The 23735-nt window shown below is 37.3% G+C and carries 24 protein-coding genes; 8 read left to right on the forward strand and 16 right to left on the reverse strand.

The annotated features are described in order from the left end of the window. Positions 1–69: 69 nt before the first annotated feature. Genes NU09_RS09975 through purB form a run of 3 tightly spaced genes read right to left on the reverse strand, consistent with a single transcriptional unit; the run spans position 70 to position 3939 of the window. A complete protein-coding gene (locus NU09_RS09975) occupies positions 70–1962 on the reverse strand; it encodes a monovalent cation:proton antiporter-2 (CPA2) family protein (RefSeq protein ID WP_129751138.1) in 1893 nt (630 codons plus the stop codon). 6 nt (positions 1963–1968) lie between these two features. After that, entirely contained in the window at positions 1969–2571 is a 603-nt protein-coding gene (locus NU09_RS09980; protein ID WP_129751139.1) for an NAD(P)H-dependent oxidoreductase, read from the reverse strand. A 15-nt stretch (positions 2572–2586) separates the two neighbouring features. Further along, positions 2587–3939, reverse strand: coding sequence for an adenylosuccinate lyase (gene purB, locus NU09_RS09985; protein ID WP_129751140.1), 1353 nt, complete (start codon positions 3937–3939; stop codon positions 2587–2589). 144 nt (positions 3940–4083) lie between these two features. Here purB and NU09_RS09990 point away from each other — a divergent pair, with 144 nt between their 5' ends. The 3 genes from NU09_RS09990 to NU09_RS10000 are packed head-to-tail and all read left to right on the forward strand — an operon-like array spanning position 4084 to position 6828. Continuing rightward, positions 4084–4533, forward strand: coding sequence for a TlpA family protein disulfide reductase (locus NU09_RS09990; protein WP_129751141.1), 450 nt, complete (start codon positions 4084–4086; stop codon positions 4531–4533). A gap of 10 nt (positions 4534–4543) precedes the next feature. Continuing rightward, the gene (locus tag NU09_RS09995) at positions 4544–5968 is read left to right on the forward strand and encodes a TlpA family protein disulfide reductase (RefSeq protein ID WP_165357684.1); all 1425 of its coding nucleotides are present in this window, start codon (positions 4544–4546) and stop codon (positions 5966–5968) included. Further along, positions 5968–6828, forward strand: a complete 861-nt coding sequence (locus tag NU09_RS10000) for a hypothetical protein (RefSeq protein ID WP_129751143.1) — start codon at positions 5968–5970, stop codon at positions 6826–6828. The genes NU09_RS09995 and NU09_RS10000 overlap by 1 nt, the downstream gene beginning before the upstream one ends. 21 nt (positions 6829–6849) lie before the next feature. On the opposite strand, the gene NU09_RS10005 is transcribed toward NU09_RS10000, so the two are convergent. The 3 genes from NU09_RS10005 to NU09_RS10015 are packed head-to-tail and all read right to left on the reverse strand — an operon-like array spanning position 6850 to position 8868. Next, on the reverse strand, positions 6850–7545 hold the full coding sequence (locus NU09_RS10005) for an SIR2 family NAD-dependent protein deacylase (protein ID WP_129751144.1): 696 nt from the start codon (positions 7543–7545) through the stop codon (positions 6850–6852). 7 nt (positions 7546–7552) lie between these two features. After that, the gene (locus NU09_RS10010; protein ID WP_242501851.1) at positions 7553–8338 is read right to left on the reverse strand and encodes an anti-sigma factor domain-containing protein; all 786 of its coding nucleotides are present in this window, start codon (positions 8336–8338) and stop codon (positions 7553–7555) included. Next, positions 8338–8868, reverse strand: coding sequence for an RNA polymerase sigma factor (locus tag NU09_RS10015; RefSeq protein ID WP_129751146.1), 531 nt, complete (start codon positions 8866–8868; stop codon positions 8338–8340). The genes NU09_RS10010 and NU09_RS10015 overlap by 1 nt, the downstream gene beginning before the upstream one ends. 61 nt (positions 8869–8929) lie before the next feature. On the opposite strand from NU09_RS10015, the gene NU09_RS10020 reads away from it, so the two are divergent. Next, positions 8930–9598: a TrmH family RNA methyltransferase gene (locus tag NU09_RS10020; RefSeq protein ID WP_129751147.1), complete on the forward strand. Its 669-nt coding sequence runs from the start codon at positions 8930–8932 to the stop codon at positions 9596–9598. Here the strand turns inward: NU09_RS10020 and NU09_RS10025 are convergent. The 6 genes from NU09_RS10025 to NU09_RS10050 form a co-directional block, all read right to left on the reverse strand. After that, positions 9595–10377: a carboxypeptidase-like regulatory domain-containing protein gene (locus NU09_RS10025; protein ID WP_129751148.1), complete on the reverse strand. Its 783-nt coding sequence runs from the start codon at positions 10375–10377 to the stop codon at positions 9595–9597. The two genes, NU09_RS10020 and NU09_RS10025, sit on opposite strands and share 4 nt — an antisense overlap. A 74-nt stretch (positions 10378–10451) precedes the next feature. After that, the gene (locus NU09_RS10030) at positions 10452–12251 is read right to left on the reverse strand and encodes a DEAD/DEAH box helicase (protein ID WP_129751149.1); all 1800 of its coding nucleotides are present in this window, start codon (positions 12249–12251) and stop codon (positions 10452–10454) included. Positions 12252–12350: 99 nt separating this feature from the next. Further along, on the reverse strand, positions 12351–12923 hold the full coding sequence (locus tag NU09_RS10035; RefSeq protein WP_129751150.1) for a non-canonical purine NTP diphosphatase: 573 nt from the start codon (positions 12921–12923) through the stop codon (positions 12351–12353). Between the two features lie 2 nt (positions 12924–12925). After that, positions 12926–13429: a DUF4870 domain-containing protein gene (locus NU09_RS10040; RefSeq protein ID WP_129751151.1), complete on the reverse strand. Its 504-nt coding sequence runs from the start codon at positions 13427–13429 to the stop codon at positions 12926–12928. After that, the gene (locus NU09_RS10045; RefSeq protein ID WP_129751152.1) at positions 13426–13833 is read right to left on the reverse strand and encodes a DUF2752 domain-containing protein; all 408 of its coding nucleotides are present in this window, start codon (positions 13831–13833) and stop codon (positions 13426–13428) included. Before NU09_RS10045 ends, NU09_RS10040 begins: the two co-directional genes overlap by 4 nt. Before the next feature lie 6 nt (positions 13834–13839). Further along, positions 13840–14175 (reverse strand): TM2 domain-containing protein, encoded by a 336-nt coding sequence (locus NU09_RS10050; protein WP_129751153.1) that lies wholly within the window; start codon positions 14173–14175, stop codon positions 13840–13842. A 191-nt stretch (positions 14176–14366) separates the two neighbouring features. Here NU09_RS10050 and NU09_RS10055 point away from each other — a divergent pair, with 191 nt between their 5' ends. Next, entirely contained in the window at positions 14367–15632 is a 1266-nt protein-coding gene (locus NU09_RS10055; RefSeq protein WP_129751154.1) for an aminotransferase class I/II-fold pyridoxal phosphate-dependent enzyme, read from the forward strand. Positions 15633–15704: 72 nt separating this feature from the next. On the opposite strand, the gene NU09_RS10060 is transcribed toward NU09_RS10055, so the two are convergent. Next, a complete protein-coding gene (locus NU09_RS10060; RefSeq protein WP_129751155.1) occupies positions 15705–16823 on the reverse strand; it encodes a GTP cyclohydrolase in 1119 nt (372 codons plus the stop codon). Further along, on the reverse strand, positions 16824–17795 hold the full coding sequence (locus NU09_RS10065) for a transporter (RefSeq protein ID WP_129751156.1): 972 nt from the start codon (positions 17793–17795) through the stop codon (positions 16824–16826). A gap of 123 nt (positions 17796–17918) precedes the next feature. Between NU09_RS10065 and NU09_RS10070 the strand changes: the two genes are divergently transcribed. From NU09_RS10070 to NU09_RS10080, 3 genes are all read left to right on the forward strand, one after another. Further along, positions 17919–18182, forward strand: a complete 264-nt coding sequence (locus NU09_RS10070; protein ID WP_129751157.1) for a DUF4834 family protein — start codon at positions 17919–17921, stop codon at positions 18180–18182. A gap of 149 nt (positions 18183–18331) precedes the next feature. Beyond that, positions 18332–20818: a YfhO family protein gene (locus NU09_RS10075; protein WP_129751158.1), complete on the forward strand. Its 2487-nt coding sequence runs from the start codon at positions 18332–18334 to the stop codon at positions 20816–20818. A 6-nt stretch (positions 20819–20824) separates the two neighbouring features. Further along, complete coding sequence (locus NU09_RS10080; protein WP_129751159.1) at positions 20825–22123, forward strand: glycosyltransferase family 4 protein; 1299 nt, start codon at positions 20825–20827, stop codon at positions 22121–22123. A gap of 367 nt (positions 22124–22490) precedes the next feature. On the opposite strand, the gene NU09_RS10085 is transcribed toward NU09_RS10080, so the two are convergent. Together NU09_RS10085 and NU09_RS10090 are read right to left on the reverse strand one after the other, a co-directional pair. Next, positions 22491–22853: a glyoxalase gene (locus tag NU09_RS10085; RefSeq protein ID WP_129751160.1), complete on the reverse strand. Its 363-nt coding sequence runs from the start codon at positions 22851–22853 to the stop codon at positions 22491–22493. A gap of 181 nt (positions 22854–23034) precedes the next feature. Further along, positions 23035–23718 carry a J domain-containing protein gene (locus NU09_RS10090; RefSeq protein ID WP_129751161.1) on the reverse strand — a complete coding sequence of 228 codons (684 nt, stop codon included), beginning with the start codon at positions 23716–23718 and terminating at the stop codon, positions 23035–23037. Positions 23719–23735: the final 17 nt, after the last annotated feature.

Consider the following 23735-nt stretch of genomic DNA (forward strand, 5'->3'; position numbering starts at 1 on the left):
AAGACTTAAATCATAAAGAAAAAGCAGAAGTACTACTTCTGCTTTTTGTATTTATTGTATAGGCTCTTTTTATTTTTTGCTTTGTGAGTTTTCGAGGTTTTCTTTTCTCAGGTCTTCACTTTCCCAGGCATGATCATTAGCGCCAAGCTGTGCATAAAGGTCATTTTTAAGTAGTTGCTCCTGCATTTCAATCTCTTCTTTTGCAGTCATAAGAAAGGCTTTTTTATCATGGCGTTTTTGAGAAAGTCGTAATACGGCCTGCTCGTCATATTTTATGAAGCGTTGTCCCTGTCTGGTGGCAGTATAACGGCGATGGCCCAGTTCCACTAAGGCATCTACGCCTAAATGGACTGCACTATACAGGTTTTCACGATAAAACTGATTAATACCCATATCCACAAGCTCAAAAGCATTGCTGCGGTTTCTTGCCCTTGCCAATATCTTTAGGTGAGGGAAATGCTTGCGTATCATCTCTACAACGATAAGGTTTACTGCCGGGTTGTCTATCGCGGCAATAAAGAGCTTGGCATCTTCACAACCCGCTGCTTTAAGCAGTTCGAGTCTTGAGGCGTCTCCATAATATACCTTAAAGCCCATTTTACGCAGGGAATCTACCCTGTCAGAGTCCATATCCAATACCGTTGCCCCAATACCATTTGTTTTTAGTAAACGGCCTATGGTACTGCCAAAGTTCCCGAATCCGGCAATGATAACATCGTTCTTTTCATTTTCAATGTCATCATAATTTTTATTTGACTGTTTCTCTTTAACCCCAAAATAAGGGTCTATCCATTTTTCGTTTATCAGTAATAAAATGGGTGTACCCAGCATACTTAATGCTATTACTGCCATCATCTGGCTGGCGAGGTAAGTAGGCATAAGGTTAAGCTGTGTAGCAAAGCTCAGTATTACAAAACCAAACTCACCTCCCTGGCTCAATGCAAAGGAGAACAGTAGGTTTTGATCGGAACTCTTTTTATATATCTTACCAATGCCCAATAGGACAAAGAATTTTATAACGTTAAACAGCGTACAGAAAACAATGATAAACACAGGGTCTACCATTATAAGACTAAAGTTAATGGAAGCACCTACGCCAATAAAGAAAAGCCCTAAAAGTAATCCTTTAAAGGGGGCAATATCGCCTTCCAACTCGTGCCTGAACTCGCTGTTTGCCAATACCACACCCGCCATAAATGCACCAAGTGCGGGGCTTAGTCCGACTAACTGCATAATATAGGAAACGGCAAGTACTAATAAAAGGGCAGAGGCTGTAAAGAGTTCCTGTAGCCTTGTGTTGGCAATTACATGTAACAGCGGGACTATTATAAAACGTCCGGCAAGGTAAATAAGCCCTATAGTACCAAATACAATAAGGGTTTGCAGCCAGCCTTGTAAATTTGATATAAGCGATTCGTTTACGCCTGTATTTTGAACACCTTCAACAGCCAGCAATGGTAATATTGCCAGTATAGGTATTACGGCTATATCCTGAAACAATAAGACAGCAAATGCCGAACGGCCCATTGAGGTTTGTGATAATCCTTTCTCTTTAAGGGTTTGCAGTACAATAGCGGTTGAGGACAGTGTTAATGCCAGTGCAACAGCAAGTGTGGCCTGCCATTCCCAACGTAACACCAGTAAACAGGCTACAAAAAGGATAATACAGGTGCCGAATACCTGTAATGAACCCATGCCGACAATAAACCGTCGCATTTTCCAAAACTTATAAGGGTCGAGTTCCAGTCCGATAAGGAAAAGCATCATTACCACACCAAATTCGGCAAAGTGCATAATGTCTTCACCTTCCTGGCCAATAAGCCCCAATACAAACGGTCCTATTAGTATACCTGCAAAGAGGTAGCCTAATATGGAACTTAATCCAAATTTTTTGGCAATAGGTACGCATATAACGGCTGCAGCCAGATAAATTATCGACTCAAAGAAAAATCCGGTTTCCATAGTTTTTTAGCCTAGTTTAGTTGTGAACCAATCGTTAAAATACTGATAGTCGGATATTTCTTTAGGGTTTATGGGTTTATTAACCAGATACTCCAGTATCTGACCGTAAAGCTTTCCGTTCTCTTCATATCCTTCCGTGGTCATGGAGTGAGCGCCATGTACTATAAACGGAGGTAAATAGGTCAGGTTACAAACTTTAGCCGTTTGGTTAAACGGTTCCAGTAATTGTTGTATGGTATAACGATCGCGGCCTGTTTCGCTGTAGTTTTCCTTTCGGCCGCCGGTTGTAATAGTTTGTAGCAGCAGTTTGCCCTCAAGGGCTTTGCCGTCTTTTCCATAAGCCCAGCCGTGTTCCAGTACAATGTCTATCCACTGTTTTAAAAGTGGGGGACAGCTGTACCAGTACATAGGATGATGCCAGATGATGATGTCGTGAAGTAAAAGCAGCTCTTGTTCACGCTGCATATCAACATCAAATTCCGGATATTCCTGGTACAGGTCGTGAAACGTGATGTTAGGATTATCCGGAATGTGTTTTACAAGTACGTCATTAAGGTTCGATTTCTCGAATAGCGGGTGAGCGAAGAGAATAAGAACCCTGTTTGGCATACATTGTGTTTGTTGTTATGGTAATATACCTAAATAATTGGAAGGAGTAATTCTCATTAACTCCTCTTTAACGCTGTCTTTAACGTTAAGTGTTCCTATAAAGGCATGTATAGATTCCTTATTAATCACGTGGTTTGTCCTTGTAAGATCCTTAAGTGCCTCATACGGATTTGGATAACCTTCGCGACGTAGTATGGTTTGAATAGCCTCAGCCACTACAGCCCAGTTTCTCTCAAGATCTTCCTCAAATTTGTCAGCATTTAAAAGAAGCTTGTTAAGCCCTTTAAGTGTAGCTTCAAAAGCAATAATAGTGTGGCCAATAGGCACCCCTACATTTCTTAGTACCGTACTGTCTGTAAGGTCACGCTGTAATCTTGAAACCGGAAGCTTTGCAGCAAGGTGTTCAAAAATAGCGTTTGCTATACCCAGGTTACCTTCTGAGTTTTCAAAATCGATAGGGTTTACTTTATGTGGCATTGCAGAAGACCCAATCTCTCCGGCTTTAATTTTTTGCTTAAAGTAATCCATAGACACGTATGTCCATATATCCCTGTCAAGGTCTAGTATAATGTTGTTGATGCGTTTTAAGGCATCAAAAAAGGCTGCGAAATGGTCGTAGTGCTCAATTTGCGTAGTAGGGAATGAGTGTTTAAGCCCTAATGTACCTTCAACAAAATCATTACCGAATTTTCTCCAGTCGTTTTGCGGATAAGCGATAAAATGCGCATTAAAGTTACCTGTTGCACCACCAAACTTAGCTGCAAACGGTACGTTGAATAACAGTCGAAGCTGCTCTTCAAGCCTTTCAACAAATACAAGTATCTCTTTACCCAAGCGTGTAGGCGATGCCGGCTGGCCGTGAGTACGGGCAAGCATAGGTACATCTTTCCATTCAATGCTTAGTTCTTTAAGTTTAGAGATAACGCTTATCAGCGTTGGCATGTATACGTTTTCAAACGCTTCTTTTGTAGAAAGCGGAATAGCTGTGTTGTTAATATCCTGAGAAGTTAGTCCAAAGTGGATAAACTCTTTGTACTGCTCAAGCTTAAGCTTATCAAAAGCCGATTTTATAAAGTACTCAACCGCTTTTACATCGTGGTTGGTTGTTTTTTCAATTTCTTTTATCTGAAGTGCATCTTCTGAAGTGAAGTTTCTGTAAATATCGCGCAGCGGCTCAAAAACAGATTTGTCAACTCCCGCAAGCTGTGGTAACGGAAGTTCGCATAAGGCGATAAAATATTCAATCTCTACAAGCACCCTGTACTTAATAAGTGCTTCTTCAGAAAAATACCCTGATAATGATACGGTTTTATTTCTATATCTCCCGTCTATTGGGGAAATGGCATTCAGTTCAGATAAACTTTGCATTGTCTTTTGTTTAAAATAACGTATTTGCGCAAAGATAAACTTTTACAGGCAATTAAAGAAACCGCAAAGTCAATTAAATTGCCTTTATTTAATACTAAAACGGCTACATAGCAGTTAATAAAAGAAACCAAAACCACACTTGCCATGAAAAGACTTTTTTTGCTTTCCCTGTTTTTTGTAATCCTTACTTCATTTAAACCCAATAGCAATTCTTTTGACACTTTTGTAGCCGAAAACAAAGGCAAAGTAATACTTGTTGACTTTTGGGCAAGCTGGTGCGGGCCTTGCCGACAGGAACTGAATAAATTACCTAAGTTTAAAAGAAAGTTTGAAGGTAAGGGTGTAGTGTATGTCTATATCTCAATGGATATTGAAGAAGATAAATGGAAAAAGGCGATTGAGGAAGAAGGTCTTAGTAACGATACCCATTTTTTAGGTAAGTCTATTAAAGAATCGAAGGTGTTAAAAGGTCAGTCGGTTAGGGCTATCCCGAGGTATATGATAATCAATAAAAAGGGAGAGCTTGTAAATGCCGATGCCCCGCGTTACGGAAAAGATCTGGCAAAAGAAATTAAAAAATATCTGGAGGAATAACATGATAAAAATGATTTTTAAACACATCTTACTTTACACTATATTGATATCTGTATTTATTTCCTGTGGTAATAAAAATGAGGAAATAAAGGAACTCAATAAAATTAATCAAAATCATGTAGTGTTGATATTTGAAAAGAATGACGAAAAGCTAAAAAGTCTTTATTTATCAAAGGGTAAAGTATCCTATTGTCCTTTTGATGATTATGAAGCTAGATATTTTACTCCCCACCTGACTGGCGATACTATTACTATTAAAATGGATAAGCCTGCGTTATATTTAACCCATTTGTATAAAGAGGCTGAAACAGCAAATTATTTATTTAAAAAAGGAGATACAGTTGTTTTTACCTATAAGGAAGGAGTTCCGTCGGTAAAAGTAAAAAACAGGGTTTCTCTTAAATACGACACTGATTTTTCTGTTTCCTTTGAATCTAAAAAGCCTTTGGGATATGTTGAGTTTTTTGTTATAAACAAAAAATGGCGTACTGAGGAAGAAAAAGAAAAATATAAAAAAGAAGAGGCACTCTATTTTTCAAATACTGTTAAGAGTTTAGATTCCTTATTAGTTAAGGGGGAAATATCTAAAGAAGTATATGCTGCGCATAAAGCTAATAACAAATATTATAAGATAAATACAGAAAAATTGGTTTTTGATTTTGAAGGATTAATTAAACAAGAGGTTCAGTATGACGAATTTTTGTTTTTAGGAAGTTATAGGTATTTCTTAGAAAACTATGTTTATTATAAATATGGAATTTCACTATTGGATGATATTGACCCTTTTAGTTATGATATGAAGGCTGCTTTTGATTCTGTTTATAGTTCACAAGATTTTTCACCTAAGTGTAAAGAATTCCTTTTGACTGAGTTCTTTACAGAGATGGCTAAAACAGGTATTTCGACTAAAAATGACTTTGAAAAATTACAGGAAACCGTAAAGAATAAAGAGCTCATTAAAAGTTTGAAAAGAGATTATCTTCTGGATTTAGAAGAGGTAAGGAAAAAATCAGATAGTGTATATCTTATGAGCCACGATAAAAAGATTATTTCCCTTAATCAGCTTTTAAAAGAAAATGAAGGGCATGTTATTTATATAGATTTTTGGGCAAGTTGGTGTGCGCCTTGCATAAAAAATCTGCCTGAATCTTTAGAACTTAAAAAGGAGTATGAAAAGCAGGGAGTGAAGTTTTTATATCTTTCTATAGATAAAAATTTAGAGGAATGGCAAAAATCAATTAGAGATGAAAAACTACCTTATACTGACTGCTTTCTGGCTGTAAATTATCCGTCATCTAATTTTTATAAAAAGATGAAATTAAACAGTATTCCCAGATATATGCTTGTTAATAAAAAAGGAGAGTTCATAAATACGGACGCTCCGCGTTACAGAAAAGATCTGGCAAAAGAAATTGAAAAATATCTGGAGGAGTAATGAGTATTATAAGAAAAATCATATATTTTATAGTAATGTTTAGTAGTGCTGCTTATGCACAACAAAAACAAATTTGCTTTTTAGATATTATTTCTAATAAAGCTATAGATGATATTATTCTTAGAGAAAAAGAAAAGTTTTTAGGTACTACAGGTGCAGAAGGAAAAATTATTATAGCTAATGAGGTAAAGGAGATTTATGCAAGCCACATTAATTATAAAGACACTTTGTTTACAGCTATTAAAGACACACTTTTTTTAGAGCCTTTTCAAAACGGATTGAAGGAAGTTGTAATTAATGTTAGTGATTGTGATCATTATAAAAAGTATGGTTTTGTAATAAATTTTATAGATAATAATTTACACCTAAATCCTTTCGGCAATTTTGCACATAATACCCAGGCGGCTACTTTTATTCCTGCAGATGAAAATGTTGGTAAGGACATTAAAATACTTAAATACTGGCCTATCAATTTTTCAGGAGTTAAAAACCTAAAATATTTACCATTTAAAGCATTGCTTTATACTGTGGATACTGTTACAGGGATGCCAAAAGAAAAAATGTATGAAAGCGAAATTATAAAAAAGGAAAACAGAAAAAGATGGGTTGAGAAAAACATATTGCAAGAACATATCGTTATGCCTGAAGAGGGGATTTTTATTGTATTTGAAGTATTAGGCTGGAAAGATTATAAGCAGGAGTTTGTTCAGGCTAAATGTGGTACAATAGAAGCTGTACCTACTTTAAGTGCTAAATATCATGATGAAAACAATCCTCGTAAATCATATTACAGATACAAAGACAATGTATGGGAGTTTGTTTGCCATCATTTTATGATGGATATTGAGATGGACAAGTAGAGTGAAGTAAAGGAAAGTAATTTAATCAAACATTTCCAACAATCTCTCTTTAACCCTTTCCATACCTTCTGAGCCCATAAGTGGAAAAACTTCCAGTTTATTTCTCAAATTAGGTATTTGGGCAGGGTTGGGGTCTATGTAATAAATAGTAGTATTTGGTCTTGCAAAATCAATAAGTCCGGCTGCTGGATATACCTGTAACGAAGTACCTATTACAATAAGGTAATCGGCCTGATCTACAATAGTAATTGCGGGTTCTATTGCAGGGACTGCCTCACCAAACCATACAATGTGCGGTCGTAGCTGATGCCCGTCGGTATGCAGGTCACCTTCGTTAATATCTTTAGTCCATTCTATTATGTCATTAAGGTTATTAACACTGCGGGCCTTAAGTAGTTCGCCATGCAGGTGTAAAACGTTGGTGCTTCCGGCACGTTCGTGCAGGTCGTCAACGTTTTGTGTAATAACGGTAACATCAAAATGGTTTTCCAGTTCGGCAATAATGTGGTGTGCCTTGTTAGGAACAACTTCAAAAAGCTGTTGCCTTCGTTTGTTGTAAAAATCGAGTACCAGCGAAGGGTTTTTGCGCCAACCCTCGGGAGAAGCCACTTCCATCACGTCATGGCCCTCCCAAAGGCCGCCGGCATCACGAAATGTTTTTATTCCGCTTTCGGCGCTAACACCGGCACCCGATAATACAACAAGTTTCTTTTTCATTTATGTATTATACTTTACCTAAAGTATATAGTTGTTCAAGAGTAGGTGAAGGGCTACCGCCTGCAGGCTCAAGAGTAATACCAAAAGCCTCGGCACCTTCAAAATTGTCTACAGCATAGATACCTTTGTTTTCTGCCCTTTGTTCGTCGTCAAGTACACCTATGCTCGTTGGGGTAAGCTGCGGAGTAAGCTTTAAAGCCCATACCTGGTATACTTTACCCTGAGGGGGTTCCGGTAATCCGGCTATATCGACATAAATTTTATTGTCTTCGCTGTTTAAATACACTTTAGCAAATGCATCCGGAGCAACCTGTTGTCCCTCTAGCGGAATAACATCGTTGTTCTTCGCACGGATGATGGCAAGTGCTTTCTCGTTTTGCGTATTCTCTTCACTTACACTGGCAAGCATCTGCTCAAATTTATCTCTTTGTTTAGCTGCAGCCTGTACCTCTTCGGTAGCCTGGTTGTACTTATAGTACTGGAAGCCCAATCCGAATAAAAGGATAACAGCCGCTGCCCACCCGATAAAAGATGAAGTACTACTGCGTGGCATTTGCACAACACCATCATGTTTTTCGATAAGTTGCTGGCGAATTTTTTCATACACCTCTGCCGAAAGATATGGCGATACACTGTATGAAAGATCTATGATAGCCTTTTCTATAGATAGTATTTCGGCTCTCACATCCTCATTATTATCAGCCATTTCCTTTACCTGAAGATTCTCTTCTTCCGAAAGGAGGCCGAAAATATATAACTCTAAAATACCTGATTCAATATACTCTGTGTTCATTATACCTCTAATATAGTTCTTAAATCTCTAATACAATTTCTGTTTTGCGTTTTAACTGTACCCAGTGGTATGGCAAGTTCTTCCGATGCTTCCTGTTGGGTGTATCCCCTAAAGAAAAGCAGGTCGATGATGCGCACACATACCGGTTTCAGCTTCTTAACAAACTCACGTATACCTATGGCATCAATCCTGTTGGTAACTGTTGAATTGTTGTCAAGAATATGTACGAAATTGTCGGTAGAAAGGTTTTTTAAACTGTTATTATGGCTTTTAGATCTTAACTTGTCTATAGCTGTATTACGGGCTATGTTAAGAATCCATGTAAAAAAACGTCCTTTACTTTCGTTATAAGAGTCGATATTTTTCCAGATTTTTACAAAAACTTCCTGTAAAACATCTTCCGATTCTTCCTTGTCCTTTATAAGGTTGTAAATAACTCCGTAAAGGCTTTTGGAGTACATGTCATACAGCGTAGTGAATGCTTTGCTGTCTTTTTTGTAGATTTGTTCGAGTAATTCTTCCTGTGTCATATAATAATTGTGGTTTTGGCACTCCTAAGTTAGTAAAAGATTCTTAACATTTACCTTTATAATGAAAAATACCTGTGATAAAGCCTATCTTGATTATTTAGAAACGTTTATTACTGAAAGCAGAAAAGAGAACTTTATTAAGATATTGCAAAATCGCACCAAACATTTTGCCATAGCTATAGAAGATGTTTTTCAGCTACATAACACTAGTGCTGTAATGAGAACCTGTGAGGTTTTTGGGGTGCAGCAGCTTAATGTGGTAGAGGAGAAGTACGGTAAGCGTATTGATAAGGAAATTGCACTGGGAGCCCAAAAATGGGTAGATGTAAACCGATTTGCCACAACAACAAACTGTATAGATGATTTAAAAGCTAAAGGTTACAGGATTATTGCCACAACACCACACGAGGAGTCGTGTATGCTTGATGATTTTGATATTTCTCAGCCTGCAGCCATATTTTTCGGGACTGAGAAGATGGGACTTTCCGAAGAGGTTATGGAAAGGGCAGACGGCTTTTTAAAGATACCTATGGTTGGCTTTACAGAGAGTCTTAATATTTCATCCTCTGCAGCGATAGTGATACAAAATATTACCAGCCGATTGAGAAAGTCGGATATTGAATGGCAGTTAACTGAAGAGGAGATTCTTGAAAAAAGGATAGACTGGACTCGTAAATCGATAAAGGATATAGATTTTATAACTAAGAAATACCTGGAGCAGGAAGTTTAGTTTTTATCCCTGTTAAGGGCTTTGTACTCTTCATAACAACTGCTTATGGCATCCATAATCTGTAAGTCGTTAGCAGTTCTTATAAACTCTTCTGAATAGTTGCAGTTTTCAAGTATTTCTGCAATGTCTTCCGGCATAACGCCTAAAAGTGCAGCAAGTGTTTCACGGTCAAACTTAGTAGCTAACAGGTTTCTTACCGTATCATCTTTTTTCATTTCCCTTAACCTGCGCATTTCCTTTGGTTTTTTGCCAAATACATTATGCAGGAAATCGGCAGGGTTGAATACAGAGCTGATAATCTTTTTGAATGAGGAAGGCGATTTAGGGCCTCCTTCATAACCGTAATTAAGTCCGGAAATACTATATCGATGGTTTTCCTTAACAGGTACAAGCTTGGAGTCTACCTGAAGGTAGCCGGTAAGTCCGTATTTATTAATTACCACTTCTTCCAGGGCATAAGCCTTTTCTGTAAGCGGAATTTTTGTTGAGGTAGTATTTTTAATCCAGTCGTTAGTAACGCGAACCTTAATGGGCTGAAAACCTATAAGTGTTATGTGTATTGTATCGTTTACCTTAGCGTTGAGAGTGAAATACCCCTTACTGTCGGTAACTACCCCTTTTACGGAGTTAACATTAATAACCGTTGCGTTTTCAAGTGGCAGCATGTTTGAATTGTTTACAATAGTACCACTAACACTGGTTGAGTCTTCCTGCTTCTTTTCCTGTGCAAAAGAAGGGAACGACAGTGTTAAAAATAAAATAACTACAAAATATCTCATTGTTCGCTTTAGTAAGGTAAAAGTAATAAACAAACGCGATATTTTGTAGTTAGTATACAATTTATCTAAATAAATTAATTGCTTCTTCTGGGTTTTCTGTCTCGAGAGCCACTGTTGCTGTCCTTTCTTCTGGGAGCACCGCCATCTCTTCCGTCTCTTCTTGGTGGTCTTCCGCCTCCGAAAGAATCGCTTCTACGTTCACCTCTCGCGCCTCTGTTAGAGTTACCGCCGCTGCTTCTGCCGTTGTGGTCTCTGCGTCGGCTGTTAGAACCGCCATCATTCTTAGAAATTTCCACATTTATTTTTCTGCCCTCTAGGTGCATGCTGTTAAATGTATCCATTACTGTTTCGGCATGTTCTGCTTCTGTATTAAAGAAAGAGAAACCTTCTTTTACATCCACTTTAAAGATGTCATCACGACCCAGTCCAAGTGTATCACGAAGGAAATCTTTAAGGCTCATCCAGTCGAAATCATCTCTTGACCCTATGTTGATAAAGAAACGAACCGCACCGCTACCGGCACTGAAATCGCGTCTTTCTTCTCCGCCTTTTTGTGCAGAAAGGTCTTTATTCTTTTTGTAGTAGTTGATAAACCTGTTAAACTCTACCGATACCATTTTCTTGATAAGCTCCTCTTTAGTAAGGTCTTTCATAACCTCATAAATTGCAGGAAGGTAAGAGTCTATTTCGTGGTCTATTTCAACGTCTTTAATTCTGTTTGCTAAGTGGAAAAGCTGTATTTCGCAAATTTCGATACCTGAAGGGATAGATTTCTCCTCAAACTTTTGTTTAATAGTCCTTTCAATAGCATTAATCTTACGAAGCTCGCTCTTAGTGATAATAACGATTGATGTACCTAGCTTACCTGCACGACCTGTACGTCCGCTACGGTGGTTATAGGTTTCAATATCATCAGGAAGCTGGTAGTTAATTACGTGAGTTACGTTATCAACATCAATACCCCTTGCAGCTACGTCGGTAGCAACAAGCATTTGTATCTGCCTGTTTCTGAATGATTTCATTACCGCGTCACGTTGAGCCTGAGAAAGGTCTCCGTGTAATGCGGCGGCGTTATATCCGTTTTCTATAAGTTTTTCGGCAACAGCCTGAGTGTCTCTTTTTGTACGGCAGAAAACAACCGAGAAAATATCAGGGTTAGCATCTGCAAGACGTTTTAATGCTTCATAACGATCGCGTGCATTAACAAGGTAAAACTCGTGTGAAACCGTAGATGAACCTGAGTTTTTGTGTCCTACCGTAATTTCAAGTGGTTTTCTCATAAACTCACGTGCAATCCTTGCAACCTCCTGTGGCATTGTAGCCGAGAAAAGCCATGTGCTTTTGTCTGTAGGTGAAGTAGAAAGAATAGAAACGATATCATCATAGAATCCCATGTTAAGCATTTCATCTGCCTCATCAAGTACACAGTAATCTATTTGAGTAATATTAACCAATCCGCGGTTAATCATATCCTGCATTCTACCCGGTGTTGCCACAATAATTTGTGCACCTCTCCTAATTTCTTTTGCCTGCTCTGTAATACTGGCCCCGCCATAAACAGCAACAGTGTGTAGTCCCTTAACGTATTTAGAGTACAATTTTATCTCGTTAGTAATCTGTAAGCAAAGCTCACGTGTAGGAGATAAAATTAAAGCCTGAGTATTCTTATTTTCGGCATCTATCTTTTGAATTAGCGGGAAACCAAAGGCAGCAGTTTTACCTGTACCCGTTTGTGCTAATGCTACGATGTCTGTGTCTTTTTCCAATAATAGGGGAATCGCCTTTTCCTGTACCTCCGACGGATTTTCAAATCCTAGATCGTTTATCGCCCTCAGCAGCGATTCATTCAATCCTAATTGTTCAAATTTATTCATATATAATTTTAAAATAGCTGCAAAGGTACTGTTTATTAGCGAGATAAACTAATGGCTGAAGCAGTTTTATTTATATTAAAATTATTGAAAATCAACAAGTTAATTTTTTAAAAAGGCGATGAGTTGTTGTACGGCCCTGCCGCGATGGCTTAGTTTAGCTTTTTGGTCCATAGAAATTTGCGCAAATGTAAGGTTTAATCCTACAGGCTTAAATACCGGATCATAGCCAAAACCTTTATCTCCTGCCTTTTCGGTAGTGATTTCACCATTTACAATTCCTGTAAACAGGTGTTGCTCTCCGTTAAGGTTTAGGGCAATTACGGTTTTAAAAAACGCTTTTCTGTTTTCTTTGCCTTTAAGATTGGATAAAAGCTTATCCATATTATCGTTTGCATCTTTTTGTTCTCCGGCATAACGTGCTGAGTATACACCGGGTTCACCATTTAGCGCCTCTACTTCAAGTCCGGTATCATCAGCAAAACAATTATAGCCGTATTTTTCGGTAACGTAATTTGCTTTCAGGATGGCGTTGCCTTCTATGGTATAGGCTGTTTCGGGAATATCCTCAAAACATCCTATGTCTGCAAGGCTTAAAAGTTCTATGTCTGTTGGAAGTTGGTGTCTTATTTCCTGTATTTTATTTTTATTGTTTGAAGCAAAAACAAGTTTCATAATTATATGTTGTAAATATCTCTTTTTTCCTTTGAACAAAGGCGGTCAGTTATATTGGCGATTAATAACCAACGCACGTTATGCCCTTTTCTTACTCTGGCTGCGGTGTATATTACAGCGAAGAATTCAAAGGTATTAAAAAGAATTATAAACGACATGTAAATGATGTAAGGGGTTGTTAGGGCGTTAAACAGCGAGAAGAAGTGTTGATTATCGTCATAACTATGTTCAAAAACTTCTAACTTTATAAATATACCGATGCTCCATGCCCATGCCAAACTGTTAAAAGGGACCAATACTAATTGTGCAAGTACCGCCTGTATGGCATGCCATCTTATAAAATTAGAAGCCTTTCGTTTGGCAAGATAATAACCAAAGGAAGCAATAAGGTTTATTATGGGTAAAGGTAATCCACCCATTACGGCAACGACAGCCATTAAGTAGCCGTTAGAAGCCTGTTCATATTCATTTGGGTGTATGGCCTGCGGTTGTATTGTGTTATTCATAATCCTTTGCAAATATTCCAGCCCCAATTGGCTATGGTTAACAGTATTAAAATTATAGCTACCCATTTTATGCGAAGTGTTTTTTCAAACCTGAGGTAGCTTTTGTAAAGAGAATCTTTTTTAAAAAGAATGTCGTATAAAAGCCAGAGCGGTAAAACCAATAATCCGGCTGCTATAATGTATCCGAAGGGATTGAGCAGTAAGGCATCGTAAAAATTGCCTTTTGATATCTCAATAATGCTACGGGTACTGCCACAAGAAGGGCAGGCTATACCTGTTATGTTTTTAACAGGGCAGAAGGTTAGGTTATTATTTTGGTGTATATGTAATATAGACCATGCTGTATAAAAATAACCCGCTGTAAATACTGTTACTAAAATCAGATATAGCCTGTTTCTTGTCATAATTTATTAAAGAAAAGCCTGAAGTTTTTCCATGTTTTTATCTCTGGTAATATCCATAATAAGGAACCAGTCTATAATTGTCCATATACCAGCGCCACCACAGGTAAGCAGTTTGGCTACACCAAGACCGATATCACCTATAAGAAAACGGTCAATTGCCAGTCCGCCACCTACTATTGATACTATTAGTATTGTTGTAGGGTCTTTTAGATCCAGTGACTGAATCATGGCCCATTTCGATTCGTCTGCCATTAACAGTCTTTCGCGAATATAGTTTAAATGTTCGCCTTTAAAATACTTACCGTTCATCATGATGAACATGTCTACTTTTTGAGAATCCATAAAATTGATTGATTTTGGTTGTTAATATTGTTTTGATTTTGATTTGATGCTTAAATATATACATCGTCCTTAACAAATAAGTAACATTAACTGTATATTTGTTACACGTATTCTTGAAAATTATTATGAAGGTATGGATATAATAATTACTTTTGGTGCGTTTTTTTAAACATAGAAAAATTTCTAAAACAATGGTAAAAGATTTATTTGACAGGATACAAAAAAATAAAGGCCCTTTAGGAAAATGGGCTTCACAAGCTGAAGGTTATTTTGTTTTTCCTAAACTGGAAGGCCCTTTAGCAAACAGAATGATGTTTCACGGTAAAGAGGTTATTAACTGGAGTATAAACGATTACCTTGGATTAGCAAATCACCCTGAAGTAAGAAAAGTTGATGCTGAGGCAGCTGCCGAATTTGGTGCTGCATACCCTATGGGTGCAAGGATGATGTCTGGTCACACATCTGTTCACGAACAGTTGGAGCAGGAGCTTGCAGCATTTGTACACAAACAATCGGCATATTTATTAAACTTTGGTTACCAGGGTATGGTGTCTATTATTGATGCCCTTGTTTCTAAAAACGACATTATTGTATATGACGTAGACTCTCACGCATGTATTATAGACGGTGTTCGTCTTCACATGGGTAAGCGTTTTACATACAAGCATAACGACGTAGAAAGTTTAGAGAAAAACCTTGAGCGTGCTACTAACATGGCCGAGACTACAGGCGGAGGTATTCTTGTAATTACCGAGGGTGTATTTGGTATGAGAGGGCAGCAGGGTAAACTTAAAGAGATTGTAGCTCTTAAAGAGAAGTACAACTTTAGGTTATTAGTGGATGACGCACACGGTTTCGGTACACTTGGTAAAACAGGTGCCGGAGCAGGTGAGGAGCAGGAATGCCAGGATGGTATTGATGTTTACTTCTCTACGTTTGCAAAATCTATGGCAAGTATAGGAGCATTTGTCGCTGCTGATAAAGACGTTATTGATTTTCTTAAATATAACTTACGTTCGCAGATGTTTGCTAAATCATTACCAATGATCTTAGTGAAAGGGGCTTTAAAACGTTTGGATTTACTTAGAACAACTCCACAGCTTAAAGACAAGCTTTGGGAAAATGTAAATGCATTACAAAACGGATTAAAAGAGCGTGGCTTTAACATTGGAGATACTAATACATGTGTTACACCTGTATACCTTGAAGGTAGTATTCCTGAAGCTATGGTAATGGTAAATGACCTTCGTGAAAACTACAGTATTTTCCTTTCTATAGTTGTGTATCCTGTAATACCAAAAGGAATCATCCTTTTGAGAATGATCCCTACAGCTACTCATACTATGGAAGATATCAACATAACGCTTGCTGCGTATGAAGCTATCCGTGAGAAACTTGTAAATGGTACTTATAAGAAAATTGCTGAGCAGACAACAGTTGACGTTTCTGCAGAGTAATTAAAATATACTAAATAAAAAAGCCTCCTTTATTTAAGGAGGCTTTTTTGTTTACAAGACTTAACGGTTAGCCTATAAGTCCTTTTTATATGTCTTTCTGCGTTTGTGGATAATAGGGTTAAAGTTTTTCCACAGGTTGTTCATGGCATGGTTTTCTTCAAGCTCAGGAGTCCTTATACAGTTTTCTATCTTGTTTTTAGTGAATACCTTATGGAAGTCATCAAAAATAATGGCTGTAACGCCTTTGTTCTGATATTCCGGGTCAATACCTATAAGGTAAAAAACAACGTCCCTGCTGCTTTTACGTGCCTTTAAAAGGTGGATAAAACCAAACGGGAACAGTTTGCCTTTAGCTTTTATAAGTGCTTCAGAAAAAGAAGGCATTACTATCGTAAATGCTACCATATTATCGTTTTCATCCATTACAAATTTTATGTACTCCGGATTGATAAGTCCAATATATTTCTTTTTAAAGTACTCTATTTGTACATCACTTATAGCTACAAACGATGAAAGCCTTTCATAAGTAGTATTAAATAACTTAAACATTTTGTCTACATAAGGCATAACCTCTTTTGTGGAAGTAAAGCTTACCGACTTAAGGTTGTATCTTTTTCTGATAAGCTCGCTTGCTTTTTTAAAAGGGGCTGGATCCACATCAGTCATAGAGAAGATACTTTCCCTATACTCTTTTTCAATTGTAAAGCCCAGTTTTTCAAAATGTTCCTTGTAGTAAGGATAGTTATACCATGTAATCATGGTGCCTATCTGGTCGAACCCTTCGGTTAGTACACCTACTTTATCTAAGTTAGAGAAGCCCATAGGTCCTTCTACGTGGTCAAGATTGTGTTCACGGCCATATTCGTATACTTTTTCAAGGAGTGCTTTTGTAACTTCAATATCGTCAATTACATCAAACCACCCAAAGCGTACTTTTCTTTTTTGCTGGTTATTTACTTCCTGCCAGTTGATAATGGCAGCTGTTTTTCCTACTATTTTACCGTTTTTATAGGCCAGGTAGAATTTAGCCTCGGCATTTTCAAATGCAGGGTTTTTTGTCTTGTCAAAACTTTCAAGTTCTTCGGCTATTATTGGCGGAACCCAATACGGGTTATCTTTATATAAGTCGAACGAAAACTTTACAAAGTCTTTTAATTCGATTTTGGTTTTAGCTTCTTTTATAGTAATCATTTAATCTTCTCCTGTTTCAAATTCGTCTACGCGTTCTTTTTCTTTGTCCTTTTTCTTATCTTTTTTCTCTTCTTCTTTACTCTTTTCTTCCTCAAACTCAGCTTTACCAGGTAAAAGTATATCTCTGTAATCGGCATCAAAGCGCCATGATATACCTACACCTCCGTATAAAATGAAAGGAGTATCCTTAAAGTTTTTACTTATGGAAGCATCAACTTGTAAATTATCACTCAACAGGCGGGCAGCTCCTAATCTGAAAATAGCATCGGAGTAATAGTCACTGCTATATCCCTGGAATTCTCCAAAAGCTGACCATTTGTCATTAAATCCGTGTGTCAGTGTAGAGATAAATCCTATGCTGGGGTATTCGGTAGTTATCTTATCAGCAATAATATTGTTTACCCAAACCCATCTCCCGTAGTGGTTATGGGTAATAATCATAACTTTCGGACTAACCTTATCCTGCGGGAAAGTATACACACTCTTACCACCTACAAGGTTTACTCCGGCATAAGCAGCTACGGCAGGTATAAGGTTTCTCAACTTAAATTTATGATTGGCTTTCCAGCTGTATAAGTTTGGTTCCGGATTATAGTTTTTATCAGGATCGTAAATAAGGTATTTAGCTCCTAATATAAATGTTTTAAAGTCGTTACGGGTAGTGGTTTGCAGTGCGTTATCATACCAGTCAAACTGATACTGCACATCGGCAATAAACTCCAGTTCCTCAAGAAATGCACCATAGCGAAGCTGTAAATCCAGTCCTGCACCTTTGGCATCGTAGTTTAAAATATCGTGGTCTTCCCAAATACCATAAAGGCCCGATTCAAGTTGTAAAACAGTTTTACCAACTGCAAATCCTGACATGGATTTTCCCGGTCGGTTAGAGTTTATCTGATCGGTATATTGTGCATGTAAGCACGCAGATGATAGTAGTAAGGCAAGCGGAAAAATTTTTTTAATAAAATTCATGTTTGGCTCGTTTATTGAAAGTAATAAATTACATTTTCCCAAAAGTAGTATATTTTATTATTTTAAGGAAGGTAATTTATTTTTAAGGAAGAGATTCCGTAATTTTGAGAAAAAGTTATTACAATGGATACTGCAAGTTTTACAGGTTTATTAAAAACGATATTCTGGATTATAGTAATTTATTATTCACTTAGGTTTATTATGCGTTTACTGGCGCCTGTACTTATACAGCAGGTTGTTAAGAAGGCAGAGCAGAATTTTTATGGTAAGCAACAAGAATATTACAACCAGAATACCAATACTCAGCAGCAGTATGTAAAAAAAGAAGAACAGCCTAAAGAAAGTAAAAAAGTAGGCGAATATATTGACTTCGAAGAAATTGACTAAATAAAGCATAATCCCTCTTTAATGGAGGGATTTTTTATTTTATACCCTTTTATTAATTACTGTCTTATGGCAGTATTTTTAATGAAATTAAGTATCTTCACGGCGTTTAATCAAAAATCCGTAAAGGAAAAGAAATTAATAAAAGGTATATGAAAAATATCAGTAAGACCTATCAGCACCTGATTGCTATTGTTGGTTTTGTAGTTGTTTCGCTTATTTACTTTTATCCTGTTTTACAGGGTAAAAAAATATTCCAGTCAGACATTGTTCAGTACACCGGAATGGCAAAAGAGCAAAACGACTTCAGGAAAGAGATGGGGCAGGAGCCTTACTGGACAAACAGTGCCTTTGGAGGTATGCCAACTTATCAGTTAGGGGCAAATTACCCGCATAACTATATCAAGAAAATTGATAGTGTTTTACGTTTTCTTCCACGTCCTGCAGATTATTTATTCCTTTACTTTTTAGGGTTTTATATACTTATGATGGCTTTACGGGTTAGTCCGCTTAAGGCCTTTTTTGGTGCGCTTGCCTTTGGTTTGTCCACTTACCTCGTTATAATACTTGGAGTTGGGCATAACGCAAAAGCACATGCTATAGCCTATATGCCTATGGTTGTTGCGGGGGTTATAATGGTTTTCCAGCGAAGATATGTAGTGGGCGGATTGCTCACCATGATTGCTGCGGCACTCGAAATTAATGCCAACCATTTCCAGATGACCTACTACCTGTTACTGTTATTATTGATACTGGCTGTTTATTTTATAATTGAGATAATTAAGGATAAAGAATTTAAACATCTGGGTAAAGCGATAGGTGTGTTTGTTGTTGCCGGGATACTGGCCTTTGGTGCAAATGCCACTAATCTTATGGCTACTTCAGAGTATACCGGTTTCAGTATGCGAAGTAAAAGCGAGCTTACCTTTAATCCTGACGGTAGTGAAAACACCACAAAATCAGCCATGGATTATAGTTATATTACCGAATATAGCTATGGGAAGGCTGAAAGCTTTAACCTTATTGCACCAAGGCTTTTTGGTGGCGGTGCACGCGAGGATGTAGGCGAAGGGTCTCACATGTATGAATTTATACTTGGAGTAGGGGCATCTCCGGCTGAAGCCAGGGAATTTGCAGCCAATGTACCTACTTACTGGGGTGATCAGCCAATAGTTGAGGCTCCGGCATATATAGGTGCTATTGTATTCTTTTTAGCGATACTGGCCTTATTCATAGATAAGCGTAAAATAAAATATGCCTTTTTGGCAGGAGCTTTATTGTCGCTTATGCTTTCTTGGGGTAAAAACTTTCCGGGGCTTACAAACTTCTTTATCAATAATGTACCGCTATATGATAAGTTCAGAGCAGTATCATCTATACAGGTAATACTGGAATTATGTTTCCCTGTGCTTGCAATAATGGGATTACAGTCCTTCTTTAAATCAGAAAAGGAACAACAGTTAAAATCGCTTTATATAGCAGCAGGTAGCGTTTTAGGTATTTTAGTTATGCTGTTCCTGTTTAAAGGTTCGTTTGATTTTACAGGAGGAAGCGATGAGCAGATAAGACAGATGTACGGACAAATGGGACCTGATTTTGTTGAAGCATTAAAGGTACAGCGAGCACAAATGTATAGTTCAGACCTGTTAAGGTCCGGAGCGTTTATTCTTATTGCAGCAGCTGCACTATGGTTGTTTGTAAGTAAGAAAATAAGTGATATGACAGCTGTTTTGGTAGTATGCTGCCTAATGGTTATCGATCTTTTTGCTATCGACCAGAACTATGTAAATAAATCCAACTTTAAGAGTGCAAGACAGGTTGACAAACCTTTTGATGCTACTCCGGCAGATGAATATATACTTAAGGATACCACTAACTACAGGGTCTATGAACCATATGCAAGGCTACAAGGAAGAACTTCTTACTTCCACCAGTCAATAGGGGGGTATAGCGCAGTAAGACCACAAAGAACAGATCAGTTGTTTACTTATAACGTTGAGAGTAATCTTTCATCCCTTTTTACGGCTGTTAATCCTGAAACGATGAGTTTTGACAAGTCACTTCCTATATTGGATATGCTTAATATTAAGTATGTGCTGCTACAGTCTCAGGACGGGCAGGATATACCGGTTGAGAATCCGAATGCTAACGGAAGTGCCTGGTTTGTGAGCTCTGTTAAGGAAGTTTCAACACCGGATGAGGAAATGAAATCTTTGGATAACCTAGATACTAAAAATGTAGCTGTAGTTAACAAAACCAAATTTGGCAAAGAGTTAAGTAAAACATCTTTTGTAAAAGACAGTACGGCAACAATAAACCTTGTAACACATGAGTCTAATTATATCAGATATAAGACTGATAATGCAAACGACGGTTTAGCTGTTTTCTCAGAAATATATTATCCGAAAGGATGGAATGCTTTTATAGACGATAAACCGGCAACACACTTCCAGGCCGATTTTGTACTACGTGCCATGTATGTTCCGGCAGGTAAACACACCATAGAGTTTAAATTTGAACCTCAGGTTGTAAAAACAGGAAGTACCATAACGCTTATAAGTTTTATAGTTATGATACTGTTAGTGGTTGCAGGTGTTTATCTTAAAAAGAAAAAAACTCCGCAACCTGAAAAGGAATAGGTTTTAATGGACAAAGGAACTAACAAAAAAGTACTTATAGTAACCTACTATTGGCCTCCTGCGGGAGGGCCGGGTGTACAACGTTGGCTTAAGTTTGTAAAATACCTTCCTGATTTTGGTATTGAACCCATTGTCTATATACCTAAAAACCCGACTTATCCTTTAATTGATGAAGGATTACAGAGGGAGGTGAGCTACGGTACAAAAATCCTTAGGAACAATATAATTGAGCCCTATGGCTGGGCATCGGTATTTTCTAAAAAGAATACCAAAAAGATAAGCTCGGGTATTATCCCGGATAAAAAGAAGCAGTCGGCATTGCAACGATTAATGCTGTGGGTTAGGGGTAACTTGTTTATTCCTGACGCAAGGGTATTATGGGTAAGGCCTTCGGTAACTTATTTGTCGAATTATATTTTAGAAAATAAAATAGATACTATTATCACTACAGGTCCGCCTCACAGCCTTCATTTAATAGGCATGGAGCTTAAGAAGAGGCTTAAAGTGGAATGGATAGCCGATTTTAGGGATCCGTGGACAACCATAGGCTATCATAAGGAACTTAAGCTGTCTGCTAAATCGCAGCTGAGGCATAAGGATATGGAAAAGGCTGTACTAAACACGGCTGACAAGGTAATAGTAACCAGCTCTACCACTAAGGCGGAGTTTGAAGCCTTAACCGATAACCCCGTATCTGTAATTACCAATGGTTATGATATGGAAAAGATTACTAAAGAGCCGCTTGATGAAAAATTTACACTGGCACATATAGGCTCTTTTCTATCAGAGCGTAATCCTGAAATCTTATGGCAGTCGCTGGCGGAACTTGTTAATGAAAATGAAGCCTTTAAAGAGAAGTTTGAACTAAAGCTTATAGGTGCTGTTAGTCAGGAAGTATTTAATGCTATTGAGAAATACGGATTGTCTGATTATGTAAACGCCATGGGATATGTTTCGCATGACGAGGCTATTGCACAGCAGCGTAAATCGCAGGTATTACTCTTGGTGGAAATAGATTCACCTGATACCCGATGCATCATTCCGGGTAAGTTATTTGAGTATATGGTTTCTGAAAGGCCTGTACTAGCAATAGGGCCGGATGGTGCAGATTTTGCACAGATAATTAAGGCTACCAATACAGGGATGTTTGTAACATATAATGAAAAAGAATTGCTTAAAAAGGCTATTGAAGGCTATTTTAAACAGTTTACAGAAGGTAGTTTAAAGTCACATCCTATAGGTTTACAGCAGTATTCGCGTAAGAACCTTACAGGGCAGCTTGCAGATTTGTTAAAACAAAGTTAAAAAACAAAGATTTAGTTTTTTAAAAGCTCTAAAATTCTAACCTTTAGCTGGTTAAAAAGAAAATCCCGCTATTCTGGGAGAATAACGGGACTTAACAAACCAACCAACCAATTATTAACAAACCTCAAAATTAAAATCCTGAGATTTAATTAATTATTTACAATTACCGTGCCAAAAATTAACCTAAGGTTAATTATTTTTACAGCAATTGATAATACAAAATTAACGAATATTTAATTAATAAATTATAATTTACCTTTTAAATGTAGTTTCTTAAGTGAAATTTAATTTTGGATAACTAGTTGAAATTCTTCGTAGTACCTATAATTACTGGTGTTTAGAAGAATTTTTTGTATGTCGGAAAAAATTAAAAAAATTCTCCAAAGTGCCATAAAACTCCACTCGGGTCATGCACGAAACATTCACTGCCCCAATCCATCTCGCGAATAGGTACTAATCGCACTCCATCATATTTTTCAGAAAGGCCTAAAGTAACCAGTTTATCCCAAAAACTTTTTACATCATCAATTTCCATAAATACCATGGTATTGTCTATCCAGTCTTTTATATAGGCACGCTGAAGGTAAAAAGCCTGATTTCCGCTTTTAAACACCGACATATTGTGAGATAATACCTTTTCTTTAAAACCAAGGTCACGGTAAAAACTGCGCGAAACCTCAAAGTCTTTAGATCCTATAAAGGGGCGTATGGATTTGGCATTATGATTCATTGTTTAGAAAAGTTTTTTATAAGGTTTCTTCTTTATTAGCCAATAAATATAAAAAATGAGAAATGGAGACCATACAATTATAAAAAGTAATATCATAATTAATCAAATATTTATAGAATCTAAATGAAAAGAGGTTATATAAATATATCAATTATTATTTTATAATTTGTGAGAAAAAAAGCTACCGATTTTGCATATACAAAAAGAAAATAAACAATAACACAAACAGCAGGAACATAAATATAGCCGTACGGGAAGGAGGGTTGTCCTTTATTTCCTGGATGTTCTTTTTTTCTGTTTTGGTATCGTTGTTAGGGCGTACCGTGCTAATGAGTTTTATCCTGTTTAGCATGCGTACATTGCCATCAGCAATTTTAATAAGCTTTTCATGTATTGCAGGCCTGTTCTCTTCGTTAAGGAAGATACAGCAGGTAAGCGCTTCATCTATTATGAGGTGATTTACACCTATGTCCTGTTTTCTTATCAGGAGGTAAATGTTTTCGTCGTTCAGCAGGTTGTCAATTACCCTGTAGAGTGCTGTTTTGTTAATGTGCCCACCGGCATTCATTACGGCTTCCTTAATTTTTTTAATCTGTATAAGGAATTTTACGGGCGATGGTTTACCGGGTTCGCTGTATACCCTGCGGCCTTTTTTAAATCCTTTAAGATAATCATATTCAATTCTTGTTTCTTCGTCACTTAGTATGATGTAGGATTCTAATATCTCCTTAAAGCTTTCTTCGCTGTCTTTGTCGCCATTATTTTTATCAGGGTGGTACTTTACCGCCAAAAGCCTGTAAGCCTTTTTTATTTGGGCCTGCGAGCAATTGGGGGTAACACCCAGTATTTCATAATGGTTTTTCATTTAAGCAATCATTCGGA

This window comes from Flavobacterium beibuense, assembly GCF_004151245.1.
Classification (GTDB): domain Bacteria; phylum Bacteroidota; class Bacteroidia; order Flavobacteriales; family Flavobacteriaceae; genus Flavobacterium; species Flavobacterium beibuense_A.